Annotated in this window: 25 protein-coding genes and 1 pseudogene; 11 read left to right on the forward strand and 15 right to left on the reverse strand. The window is 45.8% G+C overall.

Annotation, left to right across the window (positions count from 1 at the left end):
- Positions 1-170 precede the first annotated feature (170 nt).
- The 5 genes from WH95_RS18320 to WH95_RS18340 all read left to right on the forward strand — a co-directional run bounded on the left by WH95_RS18320 (position 171) and on the right by WH95_RS18340 (position 3,708).
- Positions 171-608 carry a LexA family protein gene (locus WH95_RS18320; RefSeq protein ID WP_046509830.1) on the forward strand — a complete coding sequence of 146 codons (438 nt, stop codon included), beginning with the start codon at positions 171-173 and terminating at the stop codon, positions 606-608.
- A gap of 6 nt (positions 609-614) precedes the next feature.
- Positions 615-1,940: a Y-family DNA polymerase gene (locus WH95_RS18325; protein ID WP_052742144.1), complete on the forward strand. Its 1,326-nt coding sequence runs from the start codon at positions 615-617 to the stop codon at positions 1,938-1,940.
- A 235-nt stretch (positions 1,941-2,175) separates the two neighbouring features.
- A complete protein-coding gene (locus WH95_RS18330) occupies positions 2,176-2,700 on the forward strand; it encodes a hypothetical protein (protein WP_046509831.1) in 525 nt (174 codons plus the stop codon).
- A gap of 155 nt (positions 2,701-2,855) precedes the next feature.
- Complete coding sequence (locus tag WH95_RS18335) at positions 2,856-3,095, forward strand: hypothetical protein (protein WP_046509832.1); 240 nt, start codon at positions 2,856-2,858, stop codon at positions 3,093-3,095.
- A 103-nt stretch (positions 3,096-3,198) separates the two neighbouring features.
- On the forward strand, positions 3,199-3,708 hold the full coding sequence (locus tag WH95_RS18340; RefSeq protein ID WP_046509833.1) for a hypothetical protein: 510 nt from the start codon (positions 3,199-3,201) through the stop codon (positions 3,706-3,708).
- Here the strand turns inward: WH95_RS18340 and WH95_RS18345 are convergent.
- From WH95_RS18345 to WH95_RS18395, 12 genes and pseudogenes are all read right to left on the reverse strand, one after another.
- The gene (locus tag WH95_RS18345; RefSeq protein WP_157846009.1) at positions 3,705-4,238 is read right to left on the reverse strand and encodes a hypothetical protein; all 534 of its coding nucleotides are present in this window, start codon (positions 4,236-4,238) and stop codon (positions 3,705-3,707) included. The two genes, WH95_RS18340 and WH95_RS18345, sit on opposite strands and share 4 nt — an antisense overlap.
- A 328-nt stretch (positions 4,239-4,566) precedes the next feature.
- Positions 4,567-5,640 (reverse strand): tyrosine-type recombinase/integrase, encoded by a 1,074-nt coding sequence (locus WH95_RS18350; RefSeq protein ID WP_046509835.1) that lies wholly within the window; start codon positions 5,638-5,640, stop codon positions 4,567-4,569.
- Positions 5,641-5,654: 14 nt separating this feature from the next.
- Positions 5,655-5,804 (reverse strand): annotated as a pseudogene (locus WH95_RS21890) (excisionase family DNA-binding protein); the annotation flags it as partial.
- Positions 5,801-5,998: a hypothetical protein gene (locus tag WH95_RS18355; protein ID WP_157846011.1), complete on the reverse strand. Its 198-nt coding sequence runs from the start codon at positions 5,996-5,998 to the stop codon at positions 5,801-5,803. The gene WH95_RS18355 and the pseudogene WH95_RS21890, both read right to left, overlap by 4 nt.
- 5 nt (positions 5,999-6,003) lie before the next feature.
- Complete coding sequence (locus tag WH95_RS18360) at positions 6,004-6,441, reverse strand: hypothetical protein (protein ID WP_046509837.1); 438 nt, start codon at positions 6,439-6,441, stop codon at positions 6,004-6,006.
- Entirely contained in the window at positions 6,438-7,052 is a 615-nt protein-coding gene (locus tag WH95_RS18365) for a Lar family restriction alleviation protein (RefSeq protein ID WP_046509838.1), read from the reverse strand. The genes WH95_RS18360 and WH95_RS18365 overlap by 4 nt, the downstream gene beginning before the upstream one ends.
- Positions 7,053-7,632: 580 nt before the next feature.
- Positions 7,633-8,637: a recombinase RecT gene (locus WH95_RS18375; protein ID WP_052742145.1), complete on the reverse strand. Its 1,005-nt coding sequence runs from the start codon at positions 8,635-8,637 to the stop codon at positions 7,633-7,635.
- Positions 8,634-9,521: a YqaJ viral recombinase family nuclease gene (locus WH95_RS18380; RefSeq protein ID WP_046509840.1), complete on the reverse strand. Its 888-nt coding sequence runs from the start codon at positions 9,519-9,521 to the stop codon at positions 8,634-8,636. The genes WH95_RS18375 and WH95_RS18380 overlap by 4 nt, the downstream gene beginning before the upstream one ends.
- Positions 9,518-9,688 carry a hypothetical protein gene (locus tag WH95_RS21330; RefSeq protein WP_157846012.1) on the reverse strand — a complete coding sequence of 57 codons (171 nt, stop codon included), beginning with the start codon at positions 9,686-9,688 and terminating at the stop codon, positions 9,518-9,520. The genes WH95_RS18380 and WH95_RS21330 overlap by 4 nt, the downstream gene beginning before the upstream one ends.
- Complete coding sequence (locus WH95_RS18385; protein ID WP_052742146.1) at positions 9,681-10,007, reverse strand: hypothetical protein; 327 nt, start codon at positions 10,005-10,007, stop codon at positions 9,681-9,683. Before WH95_RS18385 ends, WH95_RS21330 begins: the two co-directional genes overlap by 8 nt.
- A complete protein-coding gene (locus tag WH95_RS20795) occupies positions 10,000-10,674 on the reverse strand; it encodes a DUF3560 domain-containing protein (RefSeq protein ID WP_052742147.1) in 675 nt (224 codons plus the stop codon). The genes WH95_RS18385 and WH95_RS20795 overlap by 8 nt, the downstream gene beginning before the upstream one ends.
- A gap of 139 nt (positions 10,675-10,813) precedes the next feature.
- The gene (locus tag WH95_RS18395) at positions 10,814-11,167 is read right to left on the reverse strand and encodes a hypothetical protein (protein ID WP_046509841.1); all 354 of its coding nucleotides are present in this window, start codon (positions 11,165-11,167) and stop codon (positions 10,814-10,816) included.
- Between the two features lie 179 nt (positions 11,168-11,346).
- On the opposite strand from WH95_RS18395, the gene WH95_RS20800 reads away from it, so the two are divergent.
- On the forward strand, positions 11,347-11,895 hold the full coding sequence (locus WH95_RS20800; protein WP_052742148.1) for an HNH endonuclease: 549 nt from the start codon (positions 11,347-11,349) through the stop codon (positions 11,893-11,895).
- A 92-nt stretch (positions 11,896-11,987) separates the two neighbouring features.
- On the opposite strand, the gene WH95_RS18405 is transcribed toward WH95_RS20800, so the two are convergent.
- Genes WH95_RS18405 through WH95_RS20805 form a run of 3 tightly spaced genes read right to left on the reverse strand, consistent with a single transcriptional unit; the run spans position 11,988 to position 13,458 of the window.
- Positions 11,988-12,467 (reverse strand): hypothetical protein, encoded by a 480-nt coding sequence (locus WH95_RS18405; protein ID WP_046509842.1) that lies wholly within the window; start codon positions 12,465-12,467, stop codon positions 11,988-11,990.
- Positions 12,460-12,699 carry a hypothetical protein gene (locus WH95_RS18410; RefSeq protein ID WP_046509843.1) on the reverse strand — a complete coding sequence of 80 codons (240 nt, stop codon included), beginning with the start codon at positions 12,697-12,699 and terminating at the stop codon, positions 12,460-12,462. The genes WH95_RS18405 and WH95_RS18410 overlap by 8 nt, the downstream gene beginning before the upstream one ends.
- A gap of 51 nt (positions 12,700-12,750) precedes the next feature.
- Positions 12,751-13,458, reverse strand: coding sequence for a S24 family peptidase (locus WH95_RS20805; RefSeq protein ID WP_157846014.1), 708 nt, complete (start codon positions 13,456-13,458; stop codon positions 12,751-12,753).
- A 120-nt stretch (positions 13,459-13,578) separates the two neighbouring features.
- On the opposite strand from WH95_RS20805, the gene WH95_RS18420 reads away from it, so the two are divergent.
- Genes WH95_RS18420 through WH95_RS18435 form a run of 5 tightly spaced genes read left to right on the forward strand, consistent with a single transcriptional unit; the run spans position 13,579 to position 15,108 of the window.
- Positions 13,579-13,827: a hypothetical protein gene (locus WH95_RS18420; RefSeq protein WP_046509844.1), complete on the forward strand. Its 249-nt coding sequence runs from the start codon at positions 13,579-13,581 to the stop codon at positions 13,825-13,827.
- 11 nt (positions 13,828-13,838) lie between these two features.
- Positions 13,839-14,030 (forward strand): hypothetical protein, encoded by a 192-nt coding sequence (locus WH95_RS21335; RefSeq protein WP_157846015.1) that lies wholly within the window; start codon positions 13,839-13,841, stop codon positions 14,028-14,030.
- Positions 14,027-14,272, forward strand: a complete 246-nt coding sequence (locus WH95_RS21340) for a hypothetical protein (protein WP_157846016.1) — start codon at positions 14,027-14,029, stop codon at positions 14,270-14,272. Before WH95_RS21335 ends, WH95_RS21340 begins: the two co-directional genes overlap by 4 nt.
- A gap of 15 nt (positions 14,273-14,287) precedes the next feature.
- Positions 14,288-14,758, forward strand: coding sequence for a hypothetical protein (locus tag WH95_RS18430; RefSeq protein ID WP_046509846.1), 471 nt, complete (start codon positions 14,288-14,290; stop codon positions 14,756-14,758).
- 38 nt (positions 14,759-14,796) lie between these two features.
- Positions 14,797-15,108: a hypothetical protein gene (locus tag WH95_RS18435; protein ID WP_046509847.1), complete on the forward strand. Its 312-nt coding sequence runs from the start codon at positions 14,797-14,799 to the stop codon at positions 15,106-15,108.
- The last annotated feature ends 39 nt before the right edge of the window (positions 15,109-15,147 follow it).

Here is a 15,147-nt window from a genome sequence, read left to right on the forward strand (position 1 = left end):
GGCGAGTGGGTTTGTTTTTATCCTTAGGTTGAACCTAATTAAATTAGGTTTGGGTGACAATTTAATTGTTGCTTGCTGTTAAAGAGAAGTCACTTCCCTTGACATAATAATTATTTTGTTCTCTATTTGTTCTTGGTTTGATGTTGAGCATAACGAATAAGAGTACACCCATGAAAAAAGAAGCTCTTGAGTGCATGGGACGGGCGAAAAAAAGAGGATCTCTCCCGCTTCCTCTTTATGCTTTCAGAATTCCTGCTGGTTTTCCGTCTCCGGCTGAAGACTATATGGAAGGGAAACTGGATCTGAATGACGAGTTGGTTGATTGCGAAGAGGCGACTTTTTTTATGAGAGTGTCCGGAGATTCCATGATTGGGGCAGGCATCATGCCGGGCGGAATGCTTGTTGTCGATCGATCTCTGGAAGCAAGGCATGGCAAGATTGTTATTGCTGTGGTGGATGGTCAGTTGACGGTCAAGCGCCTCTATGATCGCGGGGGGCGAGTCCAATTGTGTTCAGAAAACCCCAAATACCAACCAATCAAAATTTCGAGAGAGCAGGATCTACAAATCTGGGGGGTGGTGACGAGTGTGATCACCAGACTGGACTAACCTGCCATGATTAATAATCCTAGTGATATGATCTTTTCTCAAGCCAAAACTTCTGATCATTGTCAGTGGATTGCATTGGTTGATGTCAACAATTTCTATGCCTCCTGTGAACGGGTTTTTCGCCCGGATCTGGAAAATGTCCCGATTGTTGTGCTGTCAAACAATGATGGCTGTGTAATCGCGCGCTCGGAAGAGGCCAAAAGGCTCGGCTATAAAATGGGTGACCTTTTTCACGTTATTAAGCCAAAGCTCCGCCAGACGGGTACAAAGGTGTTCTCGTCAAACTATGCGCTCTATGGCGATATGTCTGACCGGGTCAACGAGATTTATAGCCGCTTTACGTCCGGGATCGAAGTTTATTCCATTGACGAGAGTTTCCTTCGCTTTTCGGGGGGAGGTGTTGTTCACAATTTGGCGACATTGACTGAGCTGGGGCAGTCTATTCGTCAAACAGTAGGTCAATATACAGGATTGCCCGTTTGTGTCGGGATTTCGACTACAAAAACGCTGGCCAAGGTCGCGAACCGCATTGCCAAGAAGAATAGTCACTATGACGGCGTCTTTGTGTTTGAGCCGGATAACAAGGCGCAGTTGCAACAGATATCTATTGATGATGTCTGGGGGATTTCCCGTCGATTAACGCCAAAGTTACAGGCGCTGGGTATCTATAGTGCGCTTGATCTCGCGTCTGCTGATCCCAAACGTATTCGATCCGGTTTTAATGTCGTGCTTGAACGCATGGTGCACGAGCTTAACGGTATTTCATGTCTTGCGGTGGAAGAGGTGGTGCCGCCAAGAAAAAGCATTATCGTTTCCCGCGGATTTGGTCGCTATCTAAGCGAGTTTTCTCTTATTCAACAAGCCGTTGCGGCCCACGCAACACGGGCCGGAGAAAAACTTCGCAAACAACAGCTTGCGGCAAATAAGCTGAGCATTTCGTTACGGACCAGTCCGCATGGTAAAGATCAGGTCTATTACAAAAAGTCCTTTGGTATTACTTTTGCCGAGGCGACCAGTGAAACGGCTCTGTTGATCAAGGCAGCAGAACATTGCCTCAGGAAGGTTTATCGGAAAGGATTGCTGTATCAAAAAGTCGGGGTCTTCCTGGGCGGACTGGTTGATGCTCAAGGGGTGCAGCAGAGTATTTTTACGCAAAAGGACGTGACGAAATCAAAGGCGTTGATGCGTGTTCTGGATGATCTCAACCGTTCCCATGGTCGCGATACAGTTCGCTTTGCAGCATCGGGCATAGATGAAGACTGGAAAATGAGACAGAAGATGATTTCCCCGCGCTATACCACGCGCTGGAGTGACCTGCCTGTTGTAAGATAGGGATATTATTTTCTAACGCGGTTGCTTACACGCTATGGGTTATAAAATGACCAGCTGAGCAAAAGCTTCCGGTCTGGGATGATTGCTTGGGGAAAAACTTGCCCAAAGAGATCTCTTGAAGGTCATTTACATCTATTTTATCGCTTGTTAGGCGGAAAATCCCCTCTGTTTTTGATTGTAAAAATTGGCATCTATCTTGCTTCGTGTTTTCTAAACTAATGATGGAAAAGAAAACATGATCAATCTTCTGAACTCTTCCTGGTTTGATCGCAACACCGCGGCCAATTCTTCGAACAATCCATATGTTCAGCAGGCGCGTGAACAGGCACTTTTGGCCAATAAAGCCAAAAACAATGTGGGTGATGCGCAAGCTGAGGCAACAAAGAACAGAGATCAGATTTCCATCTCGCCAGAAGCACAAAAGCTGATTTATCAGCAACAGTTGGATAATCCGCGTACTGATCGGCAAAAGGCTGCGGACCTTGTTCGCTTTATGCCAAGCAGTGTTAAATCCATGACAGGCGGCCTTAACTGGATGGACGCGGCAAAGGCCGCGACGGTTGATAGCAGTTCAGATGTTGCCAAGAAGCTCGAGGAAGCCAAGGTCAAGGATATGTTGGAATATCCTATGGAATATCTAAGACAGATTGGCCCAGCGGCTCTTTCTGCCCAAGCCAAAGCTATGGGGTTTGAAATGCCACAATCTTTGGCCGATCTGACCCAAAAACAGGCCCAAAGTCTCGTCCTTAAGCTAATGTAAAAGAAGTTCTGTTAGAAGGAGAGGCAAGACAGTTAAAAGTCCGGGCCAAGGTTGTCGAAAATAGTTTTTTCAAGCGTTTAATTATACGGCATAATTTTTGATCAAGGCACTGACCGGGTTTGGGTACACTGACGATATAGGTAGGAGAGTTCGGTATGAGTGCTGGTGACTTCAAGTCGTTCCTAAAGGAAAAAACAGTTTTACCAAAAGACGCGGCTGGATGGATTGATCTTTTTCTCGCCGATCTTAATGTCCCCGATATTTCAAATTTTAACGAGCTTAAAATTTATCTGGATAAACATGTTGAAGGTCCGGATAAAAAAGAGCGTTTAAAAAGTGTTCCACATTATTGGGAAGAATACGAGAAGAGCTTGAAAGAAAAGGATGTGCAGTAGATGGCTGCACGGAGGTATGACAAATACGAGAGCCACCGGGTTATTGAAATTTATATAGATTTGCCTCATTCTTGGTATGTTCAATTTATAGGGGGGATTGAGTGTGGAGGAAGCAAATCAGGCTTTTCTTGTGGCATTGGAATATGCCCAAAAACAAATTGACTGGTATCAGTTTTTTGGCATTTCCAAGTTGATTCTGTTCCGGGTTGTCGGGGGCCTATCGATTATCTGTACTATTTTCATCGCGTACCTTTCAGCAACGCTTGATGATAAAAAAACAACACTTTTCAGTCTTTCAAAAAAGAAACTCGTCACAATCTTGGCTATAGTCAGTGCGCTTAGTGTTTCCTTGTCCGGTTTTTTTGGATGGAGAGGGGCTTGGGAATCGCATCGTCTTGCCCAATTTCAAATCGAATCTTTGATGGTGGAAACAGAAATCCGGAAACTCAAGCTGGAAAGTGACGGTGATGTTGCTGGCGTGTTCATGCTTGCAAATGAATTGTCGGAAGAGACGGCCAGGATAGTTCAGCATGAAAGTTCTGAATATTTCTCCTTTATCCCTAGCATTGATGAAGGTGTTAACGCTTCCTCAATGCCAAGAGAGGTGCGTTAGTTAATAAAAGGACCTTCTTCAACATAGCCTTCAATTGCTTTTGTTGCTATTCCAAGAACATAGCCAGCTGATTTTCCTGTTGTTGCTACGATCATGTAATTTTTACTATCAAAATATGCGCGAAAACAATGTGTGACGGTTTTTGCTTTTCTGTATTTGAGGCACAGTCGATTATCAGTGATTTTCCACTGCCCCGTTAGCTTGTTCGAGCAATCCCATTGGTCAGGAACACTGGTTGTATTGCAATAACGATAAATTGAGTATCCGTCCTCGTTATAAAATTCCATCCAGCGGGAACGGTGCTTTTGGATTGGAACAGATGGGGTGCTTACATATTCACCAGTGATCGTTTTATTTAATATAAGACGAGTAATTTCCTCGCCCGATAATGGTATTAATCCTCTGTTTCTTAGGCTTTCTTCGGATGTGTCAGTCAGGGACTGTGCCATGAATGTCGTATTTTTGTTATTAGTTGCACATGCTGCCAGAATTAAACTGAATAAAGTAAGTAGTATTTTTCGGTAGGTCATTTTTATAAGCGCAGAAAAATTTTGGGTAGGGAAGAAAGATGACGAACTGTACATTATGAGTATAGTTTCTTCAATTTATGGAAGAAGTGGACACAGAATTTCCGAACGGATGACGTTTAACGAACTTTGCGAACTTTAGCACTGACACACTAAATGGCACACAACCCACTGATTTTTAACAGTAGGATATGTATAAATGATGTCTAACGTATTGATATTTGATATTTGAGGAAGAAAAGTGGTGCCTCCACCAGGACTTGAACCCGGAACCCCCTGATTACAAATCCGAGGTCTTATAGGTAAATGCTTGATAAATATATATTGTACTTCAAGGGCTTTTCCGATTCTTTGTCAATTTTAGATAGGGTTTTTCATGCGATGCATGATTTATTTTTGTGACATCTAGAGCGTCCGCAACACTATCTAAATAATCCGGCGCATGTTTACCGTAAATATTTTCAAAAACATCTTCTGACATGCCGAGATATCGAGCGCCTTTTGCCTTGTCTATTCCTTCCATAACAATCCACGTTGCGGCAGAGTGTCGAAGAACGTGCGGGGTGATATGAGGAAGGCCAGCACGATCCGCGCAACGTTTAAAAGCTTTCTTAACATCTTTAACGGGTTTGCCGTGGTACTCGATTACATGATCGGTTGTTGCTAGGCGTTTGTAATACTCAAGAGTTTCCCTTAAGCCTTTGCTCATTGGGATGAAAGATCTTTTCTTGTTGCCCACGTCCTTACCAAAATCAATTCTATTTCTGTCAAAATCAACACGGTCCCAGGTTAGATCGCAAACTGCGCCCTTTCTTTGGCCCGCTGAAATTGCGAGGGTGATGAATAGAGACAAGTGCGGGGTTTGCTCTGCTTCTCTGATGAGTGCTGAGACTTCTTCTCTTGTGGCCCATTCTTGGCGAGCTTCGGGGGCTGCAACAGGCATCTTGAATTTGGGTGCAATAATCCACTTTTCACGCTCGGCCCAATGCAGTGCGGCTCTTAATGTGGCGAGGTCTTGCCGAATAGATGCGTTACCTACGCCTTCCGCGCCCCTTTTCTTGGCGTAATCTTTAATTGTGTTCTGTGAGATTTGGTGGGGGAAGATTTTCCCCATGTGGCGACTTATGTTTGTGCAATTTCGTTTAATGTCTTCGATGCTTGAGCGCCCTTCAAACATCTTCTCTTCATAGTAGCCGCTAAGTATTAAGCTAACAATTGGTTGCTCTGGCGGTGCTATTCTCTGGCGTTCTACAAACTGAGCTAAAAATAATTCCGCTGCTTCGCGATCTTTTGAGCCGGAGGAAGCGGTTTTTGTTCTTCCTTCGTCAGTCCATTTAACTTCGAAATAGCCGGAACGATTACGCTTGAGTTTATAATTGAAAGTTGTGTTACGGGGGCGACCCATCTGTCTTCCTTGAAAACCTCTATGTCTTCTCTGCGCAGCCTAATACCACCACCCGGCAAGCGCAAGAAACCTATTTTACCTAAACTAATCCATTTGCGTAGAGTAGGCTCTGAAACTCCAAGTTCAGGGGCTGCCTGCTTAACAGTTAAACAAGGTGGTATCATCTATCGCCCTCCGTAGTCGCAATAGGCACGAGCCGCGTTTTTACTTCATCCGGCACCACTTTTCGCAGTGCTTCATATTGATCAGGGGTGATTTCGTCGTCGTAATTCGATTTGCGAATTACCCCTATTCCTTTGTCGGGGTGATCATCGAACGGGTTAACAGCAACAACTCTGCCATCTTTAATGATGTGCATCACACTCACCCTCTCTCTTCCTGTAAGGCGTCCCATGCTGCATTAAATACTTTCTCGCAGGAAGGTGACCAGGTATCACCACATTTGATTGCCGAGGCGGCAAAACTCAGGGCAGTTTCAATAGGCTTCCGCTGATTGATCGCCTCAGTATCGTTAAGGGTTTGCTCAGCAATTCCGATGCAATCGACCTCTTCAATCCGGCTTGGATCGTCAAAATGAGTTTTGATAAGCCCCTTGGTGTAATCCATCAGCCCCTGTAAGGCGTTTACAAGGTCACCGTTGTTGGCTTGAAGCATGTTGACCGTTTCCTGCTGGCCCATGATATATTTGCCAACATCGCGAGGAACCCTGAGTTCTTTGTTGTCTCTCGTTGAGAGGAAGGCGTCACATTTGTATGAGCTGCCGAAGTAGACGCCAACGATGTATCCATTGATGTTCATCATTCACCCTCCGGTGCTGGTTCATCTATCCCATAGAGGGCGGTGCCTGCTATCTTTCTGCACTGATAAAGATGATGGCCTAAGTTTTTCCCGTAGTTGCATGTGTGGTTGAAGATCTTCTCCATATCCGATTCAAGATCGGCTATAACCCCCTCAAGCTCTTTTACTCGGGCTTGGCTGCGTTCAAGTTCCTTATGCGCTGGCAATCGATCAACAGGAAGATCCTCGCGCTGTGACAAGATTCTGTTACGGGCAACCACATCCGCATGGTTAGCTTTCCATTGCTCAATCTCCGCCTGCTGGCTTTGGATGATTTGTCTTTGTTTGGCCATCACCTTTCTGAATATGACGTTAATTTCATACTCGCTGGATAGTCCTGTTATGCTTTTCAGAAGTTCTTCGGGTGATTTCTCTCCAACCTCGGGGCTGGTGCGGGTGTTCCATTTCTCAATAATAATAGCCTTTGCCTCATTTAAGGGCATATCTTCTTCAAGGTCTTCACTGCGCGCACCACAATCACAGGCAATTGATCCCTCAAAAACGCCAAACTTATTTTCCCAGATATCTTCGAAAGCTTCGCTCCCGCAAAAGGGACACGGTTTTAGCTCACTCATGGCCTTGCTCCACTCTTAATTGATTTCATTGCAACCAAATGATCGATAGTTGCCAGCAGTAAGGCCGCAAAAAAGATGTACATAAACAGCATCACCTCACCCTCCATTCTTTTCTCAGTTCCTCGACCAGCTCTGGTGTGAGCGGTGGACGCCCTACAGCGGCGAGGGCGGCTTGTATTGGGGCGGTCATGCTGCGTCCTCACTCTTGGGTTTAATAAATCGCACAATGCCGTGTCTCGGACAGTTCCATGCGCTCTGACCATCTATGCGTTTCTTCTGCATGTAGGCTGTGCAGCGGGGACAGCGTGGCTTTCGTTTTTTGCGGTAAGGCTTAGGGTTGTAATCCCCGCTAATCTCTTGCCTTGCTTCTGCGATTATTTGTTTAAACATGTTTGTTTCCTTGGAGAGCGGCGGGAATATTGCCTTCTGCTGTGATCCTTGGTTTCTATTCCCGCCGCTCTCCGGTTTTTTTCGGCTCGGCTGGTTTTTTTGAGCCTGTTTTACTAAGCCAAGCGTAGTGAGGCTTAGTAAGGCCGCTCCCCTGGACAAAGACAGCGAAGGGTTACGGCATGTAATTCAGTTAACTTGCCAACTTCATGAGTTCAGGCTCATAGTGCTCAAGCCATCCGTCTGGCAGATTGTCTTTATTCTTCCCAACCCATTCGTTGAGTGACTTCTCGCCTTTTTCGGCGGCGGCCTTTGCAGCGTTCAGTTTTGGCTCATCTGCATCAAATGGTTCAAACTCAACGACTTCCTTTTCTTCATCATCCGCAAAGGTATCAAGTGCGCTTTTATCTTCGACCTGAACAGCTTCTTCCTCATGCTCGATTGCCGCTTCAACAACGACCTCACCATGGGTATCAATGTAGCTGTGTTCGCCTGTCTCATAGCTCTGAGCAATATGAGCGGCCTTCTGAACGTCCATAGGTAGATATTTAGCAATCCTGCGAATAACGGTCTTGCGGCCCATTTCAGAGAAGTGGTCAACCCAAGGGCTATTTACTTTGCCATTCTTGGCGAAACGGACAGCGGCTTGATAACCTTGTGACCCATCACGGATACTCTCAACCTCTGTACGGCTCATTACGTCCCAATGGCTCCCGCCATCTTTAAACCTTGCGCATGCCCAGAAGTGTGTAATCTCACCTCGCTCGCCCTGAGCGGGAATGTGCTCAAGTTTCTCATCAAGTCCGAAACGAAACTCAAACTCGTCATTCTCATGAACCGCTTGAGCCTGAATGCTCTGCACCTCACCAGAGTTACGAGCTAGGGTGAGAAGCCCTTTGTAACCCGGTATAAACTGACAGCGCATTTGCCCACGCACTTTGAAGGGAATCATGTAAGCTTGTCCTAGAATGCCGTCAGGAACCAAACCCAACTGAGCGCAGGACATAATCGCAGAGAACAGGCTTGTCCGGTCACACTCAAGTAGTTTAGGGTTGTTTTGAATAGCTGTCATGGTGACGCGCAATAGGCGCTCAGGCGTTACATGCTTGGGTAAAGCATTTTTAAACTGAGGCTTCATTTTCTCAAGTACGCTGCGCACCTGATTTGTCTTCTCTTGAACGGCTGGTAGATTGCTCATTCTGCTGCTTCCTTCTGCATTGGTGATACGTGTAAGTTTCTGTATCCGCGCCTTGTGTAAGCTGGAATTTCAACGTCTTTCACCTCCCCAGCTAACAGGCGGTAATCATCAACAAAGGCAACGGATGCATCGCCAATCTTGGTTAGTATCTCGGCCTTGGCTGCTTTGCGTTCCTTGGTCCAATTTTTCTCTTTTTGGGAGGCCTCGACATAACGTGCGCAAAGCTCCTTTATGTAATTGTCACCGCGCATATTGATCGCCTCACCACCGCCTGAGCGGTAGAGTAGGGATAGGGTGTCAGCATCAGTTCTGAAATCCGGTGACGGCTCTTTGTTGTCTCGGATGGATTGCCAAAATTCAGCAATGCCGTTTTCAATCTTCTGAATGACTTTCTCGTGTCTGCTGTACTCAAAGACCTCTAGTTGATTGCCGCCGATAAGAACTGCTATTGCACCCCATGAACGACCCATGACTGATAACTGTTGCTGTAATTGGAGTTGATAATAGATAGGTGGCTTGTGATCAGGCCATTCTTTGAAAATTTGCCAATCAACATTCTTAATCTCTAGTGCGCCGGGGCCTCTGTTGTGGCTGATAATCTCAAAGTCTGGACTTGCGCCCATGCCTTCAATTGTTTTGTGTGTGAGGTATCTATGGACCTTATTAATATTCCAGCCTGTCTTTTCGGCGGTAGCCATTGCTATGGCACGCTCTAGTATATTTCCCCACTGAGTACGGTTATCATCTAGACGGCTCTCTTCAATGTTTCCTGCCTTCCTGTGCCATAACTCGAATTTTGTGAGGAATGGAGACAGATTAAAGACAGCGGCAACCTCTGAGGCTCCTATATATTTAACGCGTTCTGAATGAGGAATATTACTCACACCCGCACCCCACGCTCTTCCAGTACTTTTGCAGCAAGGCTTTTGACCTCTGAGTGTGTCGAGCGTTTCTCCAAGTCCTTGAGAAAACCCAGACCCCAGCCTTGCCCCTGTTCGAGTGCAGTAGCTGCCTCGTTCAGCAATTTGATTTCCTTTGAAACGCTAGGCATCGGTCTTGCCTTCCGCTTTGGCTATGGCTTTGCGGGCCTGAATTACTTCGGCGTCCTCTTCAGGGTTCCAATTGCCGCAATCGCCACTTTCGATCATCTGCACATACATTTTGGTGAATGCTTTCAAAGCTTCCAGAAGGTCAGGAGCAGCGGCTATCAGTTGGGCGCGTTGTCGGTTGACTTCATGGGTGGCTGATACATCGGCAACGGTTGCCGCTACTGTTGCGTCACACACTGTCTTTTCATGGCAGATGTAGATTTCACATGCTTCGTAGTGGCATGGCTCTTCTGTGTGCCAAGGGCCGTTAATCTCACTCATAACTAACTACTCCGTGTATCTCTGGGTCGATGCTCCAAACATCAACGGCAATTTTGAGCTTTTTCTTTACCGCTCTAATATTGGCATTGAGATTCACAGAAAAATACGGCGGCGTATCGCCCTGTTTTCTTGCCTGCCGTACCACTTCTTTTTGCCCCTCAAGTAGCTGTAATTTTTTGTGCAGGCGAGGCAGACAGTCCGGGCTGTCCATAAAGATTTTTTCCGCTGCGTCTTCGGCCCCCAAGGCACGGTCATTAAGCTCATTGGCCTCACGATCAAGCGCAACTGACTTCTCCATGTTGCGGCTATTGTCTTCAATGATTTTCCTATGTCGTTTTTCAGAGTGATGTCCGACCTTGATCGGTTCGCCTAGCGAGAGAAAATCTCTGTACTTCAAGGATTTTTCGTAAGCATCATTACTGAGCAGAGCTTTCTTTTCCGCACGCTGCTTAAATCTTTCGGCATTTCTTAGATGTTTTTCTCTGGAGCAAAAGCCATCCTGACGCACGTAGCTATGATAGTGTTTGCCATTCACAGATTTGAGGTGCTTCCAAACCAACACATCCAGCTTTTTACCTCTGCGCGTGGCTACCTGAACTTTAGTTCCGTGATCCAACACCTTGTCAGATTCAAGGCAATAGATGCCTTTGGTGTATTTTTTTAACATCAACGTATTGTCTCCGAAATTTGGACGAGGAATGCAAGCGGGTCTTCAAACCCTGCTAAGTACGAAAGGATGATCAGCCAGAAGGCGATTAGGGCGGTTAAGCCCAAAGATGCCTTGGCTAAGAATTCGAGGGTGGCGATCATTGGGCTGCTACTCCGAACGTGTCGCCAAACGGCTTAACGAACATGCTTTCGAATGAGTTTTCATCAGCGAATACGTGACCCTCATACTCAAGGTTCTCTCTAGCATCAGCCAGAAAAAGGCGGTTCTTAGATAGGTCCGTGAAAGCAATGCCTTTTAGCGTGTCCGGTAGATCGTTCAGTGACGTCTCTTTGCTTGGGTAAGGCTTGCTGCCAATCATCTGCAATTCTGTAATCACAGGGCGGTTATCAGCGGCTGTGACAGTCGCGACCACCTCAAAGCTGGTTACAAAAAAACCATCAACCTCATAGTCCCATGTGAAAGGTACGGTAGCTTCGATTGAATGCGTCATCTGACTGGCCTCTATTCGATTGCGATAGAGATAATGTAATGCGGTAAATTAGCCGCGTCAACAAAATAATGTAAAAATACCGCAATTAATGTTGTCAATTATCCGCACGTAAGGCATAACTACTCTATCAGCGATTCGTTGATCGCCTTAAATTAGTTTGGGTAAGTAAGGGTAATCCGATGGCAAGAAAGAAAACTAAAAGCGGCTATCCTAAGAATTATTTTGATGGAAAATTAAAGATAATTAATCGAATGAGTAGGGAGGGCGCTCGCACAACAAATAGAAATGTTCGCGTTGGCGTTCTTTATAAGAGATGGCTGGAGCATGTGGGTGACGAAATCAGAGCTTACGATCAGGGAGATATGGTATCTGATATGGTTGCATGGCTAGAGGGGACGGAAGAAAGCGCGTGTCCAATAACCATAGCTAAGAAAAAAGCATCCAGAGAAGCAAAGAAAACAAGAGAGGAAATGAAGGCGTTTTATGCATCGTGGGATTGGAAGAAGTTAAGGTATTCAGTGATATTAGAATACGGTAATAAATGTATGTTGTGCGGATCCGGCCCAGAGTATGACAGAATAGTTGTGGACCATATTAAGCCTATATCAAAATTTCCTGATTTGGCGCTTGAAAAAGACAACCTTCAAGTTCTTTGCGATTCCTGTAACATGGGTAAAAGTAACATTCATTATGACGATCACAGACCCTCACCATTGAAGAAAAACTAAATAAACTCAGTATTTCAGTTATAGAGCTGAGAAAAAAAGAATGATAAAATTTATAAAAAAAGAGGCTGGCGGTCGGGACGAAATCGCCCCGCCTACGCCGCCTTCAAATCAAGGCTATCGTGAAGTTTTGAAATGTCTGGTTCGTTAAGCTTTTTGTCAGTTAATGTGGTGATTTTCATCAGTAAAGAAAAAGCTACCAAGCCCTTATAGGTCGGCTGAGACATAACCGTTAAAGACCAATGCCTTGTCATTTCAAGCCACTGTTCTCTATTCTCAGTTTTCGCGACAGATGAGGCGGCACCACCCCCTGATCGCTTTTCCCTTACGACCTGATCTAACGCCTCAATCACAATGTCCATTGACTTGGGATGGTTAAGGGTTTTTGAGTAAAAGGATATTCGGCTTAATTCATCCTTTGTGATACTGTCAGAGCTTATTAATGTGTGAGCAGTTTCGAAGAATTTATCTCTGTGAAATTGACGCGAAGCCAAAACAAAAGACCAGCACTTAGCCCAGAGCCAAAACGATGCGATTGTTAGTATTGTGGCAAGGATTATAATAAATTCAATCATCTAAATTTAACTCCTCTCCAAATAACTCTAATTGTCTTTTCTTTATTTCGTGCTGCAATAACTTATCTTCGTGTTGATATCTGCGCCTATCAGCCCTGTCATCTTTAATAAACTTTAAAGTTGTCTTAAATAAGGATCTGATGAGTAGAGTAACACAAATAATGATGACTGCGGCTATTTTATGGTCGTCAGATTTAAAAAACTCTAAAAAGCCAAAGTCAGGCAAATCCATTATCTACACTCAATTTAATCATAAAAATATTAAAATCAACCAAGGGCGTGCTTAAACCCGCCTCCCAAACCAGACAACGCGCCCGATCACCTGTAATTCCTCAGCACTACGCTCGTATTCGTTATGGTGCTTGTTGTCAGAACTCACACGGCAAGTAAGCGGATCGGAATGGGGAATAAACTCTAACCGCTTAACCACAAGCCCCAGACCATCGTTGATTGCAAAGATACCTGGGGGCGATGGTCGGGTATCACCAGTATTGATCATGACGTGATCGCCAGTCAGTAGGGTGGGGGACATTGAATCGCCTTCAACCTCAATGATAACGGCTTTCTCTGGTGGGGTGTTTAGTTTGACGCGAATGTGCTCTGTCGGGAACTGCCACTGCTCTTTGACTGCATCCCTCTGGTAGCCGTTGCCGTTGTCGTCATACCAGTAATCAACGCCAGCTTCACCACCGCCACCCATGCCCGCCCGAACGTCAATCTCTGGAACCGTTGTCACGGCGTCCATATTTGGCGTACGGCCAATCGCAACGACGTTACTGGGGAGGGGTGGTGTATGGGGCGTTTCTTCTCCTGACGTAAGCCATTCGACAGAGACCTTTAGTGTATTCGCTAGGCCCAATACAGTCTCAATCCGAGGGGATCTCCCACGTCGGATATTCCGGATTGAATCATATTTTTCTGTAGCGTCAAAACTAGCTGCTCGCTCAGATAATCCGAGATCGGCAAGTCGTTGATCTATACGCCTAATCATTTGTTCGTTTTCCATGAGGCTATTTAACCGCATTTAAAAAGTATCGTCATGCGGTAAATTTACATTGACATTGCGGTTATAAAGCCGCATATTGTTGGTAAATTAACCGAGGAAAGATTGATGACACTTAGACAAAAGTTGATTGATGACGCTGAAAACTTCTGTGCAAAGCAAGGTGTAAGCTTATCTCGCTTATCTACAATTGTTGTGAATAGTGGGGCCTTCTTCAAAAAGCTGGAAGAGGGCAAGGGTTGCAGTATCGATACCTATGAGACCTTTCAAAAAGTGTTCTCAGATCCCGAAGCTTGGGAAGAGGCGCGACGTAATGAAAAAGAGCGTCGTAAGCGTTCTCTTACCCAATGTCACTGAGGGATGCCCCAATGAGTTATCTAATACGTATATTTTTGCTTTCTCTTTGCGTGTTTTGGGTCTCGGTGTTCGTCTTTGATGTCCTGGACGGCAACTATTCATCTGCGCTTATGGAGGCCGCTGCCTTTGTATGGTCAGCGGCTATCGCATGGTTTTTCAACGACTACGACACCCCAAAAAACCCCGGAAGCTCAGCCGCATGACGCATAAGCCTACCCTCACACTCAGACAGCCGCTTGATCTCCATTCGCGCGACGTTGGCCGTCACATGATCGGCAATATCTCTGCTGCTGGCCTCAAGGTCTTGGAGTCTAAACATGGCTGCGGCGATGGTGTCGAGCGTCGGTCTGATACAGTTGGCGTCGTTTCTCATGATTGGTACTCCGCTGTTTGTCCTGATGCGGTGGAGAGTGCGCGTTTTTTCTCAAGTCTGTCACCTGAATAAGAAGTGGTTGAATTCATGCGACAATTACCAAGAGCCGATTATTTGAAGATCAACGCCAGAACAAAGCGGCTTGTTGAAGCTGTTGGCGGTGGAAAAGAAGCTGCTAGCTTGACGCGAGTCAATGAGACTTCAATCAGCAATTATCTGAATGTTCATCATGAGCAGTTTATGCCTGCCGATGTGATTGCCGATTTAGAGTGCGTAGCTGGTGAGCCGTTGTTGTCTGGTCTGATTGCAGAGTTGTCAGGTGGTCATATCACAGGACCAGAGGAAACAGACCCTATACGGATGTTTGCGGCATTGAACGGCAAGCTGGGTGAGCTTTGCGGTAAAGCCTGTGAATACGCGGATGACAATCACTACGACAATTACGAACTGGATGACCTGATCAAAGGGGCTGAAACGCTCATGATCGCGGCTGGTCGTGTGCATGACAATATCAGCCGAATGAGAGAACAAAGGCGCGTTAAATCCGCAGCCGAATAGTTACCCTGTTTAACTCTGAAAAACTTAAGGAATTAGCCATGAGTAAAACCCTTCACAACACGACAGTGGACGAAGCAAAGAAGAACGTCAGCGATCTTATCACCTACGGGGATGGCGACACGTTCAAGCTTATTTGTAAGGCGTCAAGCAAGCATGAGGGCTGGATGAAGTCAACGAAAGCCATGCAGATTGATGGCCTTGGCTGTGTAATCCAAGTGACAACACAGCACTACGACAATGTCTCTGAAGCTCTTACTTTCGTTCCCGGTTGCCGCATTGAAGAAATTGGCGGCGATAAGTCCAACGGGCGCAGGATTGTTTTTGGTCAAAGCCCTTCAGGCGCCACTTAACGAACACCCTAAGCCTTTTGCCGTTGTGGCTCAGTATCG

This window comes from Kiloniella litopenaei, assembly GCF_000982415.1.
Taxonomy (GTDB): Bacteria; Pseudomonadota; Alphaproteobacteria; order Kiloniellales; family Kiloniellaceae; genus Kiloniella; species Kiloniella litopenaei.

What these genes read in the sequence shown, in the direction of transcription:
- WH95_RS21330 (WP_157846012.1), bottom strand. Translation starts at nt 9,688, where the DNA reads ATGCCTAGCGTTTCAAAGGAAATCAAATTGCTGAACGAGGCAGCTACT.
- WH95_RS18365 (WP_046509838.1), bottom strand. Translation starts at nt 7,052, where the DNA reads ATGAGTGAGCTAAAACCGTGTCCCTTTTGCGGGAGCGAAGCTTTCGAA.
- WH95_RS20800 (WP_052742148.1), top strand. Translation starts at nt 11,347, where the DNA reads ATGGCAAGAAAGAAAACTAAAAGCGGCTATCCTAAGAATTATTTTGAT.
- WH95_RS20805 (WP_157846014.1), bottom strand. Translation starts at nt 13,458, where the DNA reads ATGATTAGGCGTATAGATCAACGACTTGCCGATCTCGGATTATCTGAG.
- WH95_RS21335 (WP_157846015.1), top strand. Translation starts at nt 13,839, where the DNA reads ATGAGTTATCTAATACGTATATTTTTGCTTTCTCTTTGCGTGTTTTGG.
- WH95_RS18395 (WP_046509841.1), bottom strand. Translation starts at nt 11,167, where the DNA reads ATGACGCATTCAATCGAAGCTACCGTACCTTTCACATGGGACTATGAG.
- WH95_RS18320 (WP_046509830.1), top strand. Translation starts at nt 171, where the DNA reads ATGAAAAAAGAAGCTCTTGAGTGCATGGGACGGGCGAAAAAAAGAGGA.
- WH95_RS18350 (WP_046509835.1), bottom strand. Translation starts at nt 5,640, where the DNA reads ATGGGTCGCCCCCGTAACACAACTTTCAATTATAAACTCAAGCGTAAT.
- WH95_RS18325 (WP_052742144.1), top strand. Translation starts at nt 615, where the DNA reads ATGATTAATAATCCTAGTGATATGATCTTTTCTCAAGCCAAAACTTCT.
- WH95_RS18330 (WP_046509831.1), top strand. Translation starts at nt 2,176, where the DNA reads ATGATCAATCTTCTGAACTCTTCCTGGTTTGATCGCAACACCGCGGCC.
- WH95_RS18410 (WP_046509843.1), bottom strand. Translation starts at nt 12,699, where the DNA reads ATGGATTTGCCTGACTTTGGCTTTTTAGAGTTTTTTAAATCTGACGAC.
- WH95_RS18335 (WP_046509832.1), top strand. Translation starts at nt 2,856, where the DNA reads ATGAGTGCTGGTGACTTCAAGTCGTTCCTAAAGGAAAAAACAGTTTTA.
- WH95_RS20795 (WP_052742147.1), bottom strand. Translation starts at nt 10,674, where the DNA reads ATGTTAAAAAAATACACCAAAGGCATCTATTGCCTTGAATCTGACAAG.
- WH95_RS21340 (WP_157846016.1), top strand. Translation starts at nt 14,027, where the DNA reads ATGACGCATAAGCCTACCCTCACACTCAGACAGCCGCTTGATCTCCAT.
- WH95_RS18355 (WP_157846011.1), bottom strand. Translation starts at nt 5,998, where the DNA reads ATGCACATCATTAAAGATGGCAGAGTTGTTGCTGTTAACCCGTTCGAT.
- WH95_RS18420 (WP_046509844.1), top strand. Translation starts at nt 13,579, where the DNA reads ATGACACTTAGACAAAAGTTGATTGATGACGCTGAAAACTTCTGTGCA.
- WH95_RS18385 (WP_052742146.1), bottom strand. Translation starts at nt 10,007, where the DNA reads ATGAGTGAGATTAACGGCCCTTGGCACACAGAAGAGCCATGCCACTAC.
- WH95_RS18345 (WP_157846009.1), bottom strand. Translation starts at nt 4,238, where the DNA reads ATGACCTACCGAAAAATACTACTTACTTTATTCAGTTTAATTCTGGCA.
- WH95_RS18405 (WP_046509842.1), bottom strand. Translation starts at nt 12,467, where the DNA reads ATGATTGAATTTATTATAATCCTTGCCACAATACTAACAATCGCATCG.
- WH95_RS18360 (WP_046509837.1), bottom strand. Translation starts at nt 6,441, where the DNA reads ATGATGAACATCAATGGATACATCGTTGGCGTCTACTTCGGCAGCTCA.
- WH95_RS18435 (WP_046509847.1), top strand. Translation starts at nt 14,797, where the DNA reads ATGAGTAAAACCCTTCACAACACGACAGTGGACGAAGCAAAGAAGAAC.
- WH95_RS18375 (WP_052742145.1), bottom strand. Translation starts at nt 8,637, where the DNA reads ATGAGCAATCTACCAGCCGTTCAAGAGAAGACAAATCAGGTGCGCAGC.
- WH95_RS18430 (WP_046509846.1), top strand. Translation starts at nt 14,288, where the DNA reads ATGCGACAATTACCAAGAGCCGATTATTTGAAGATCAACGCCAGAACA.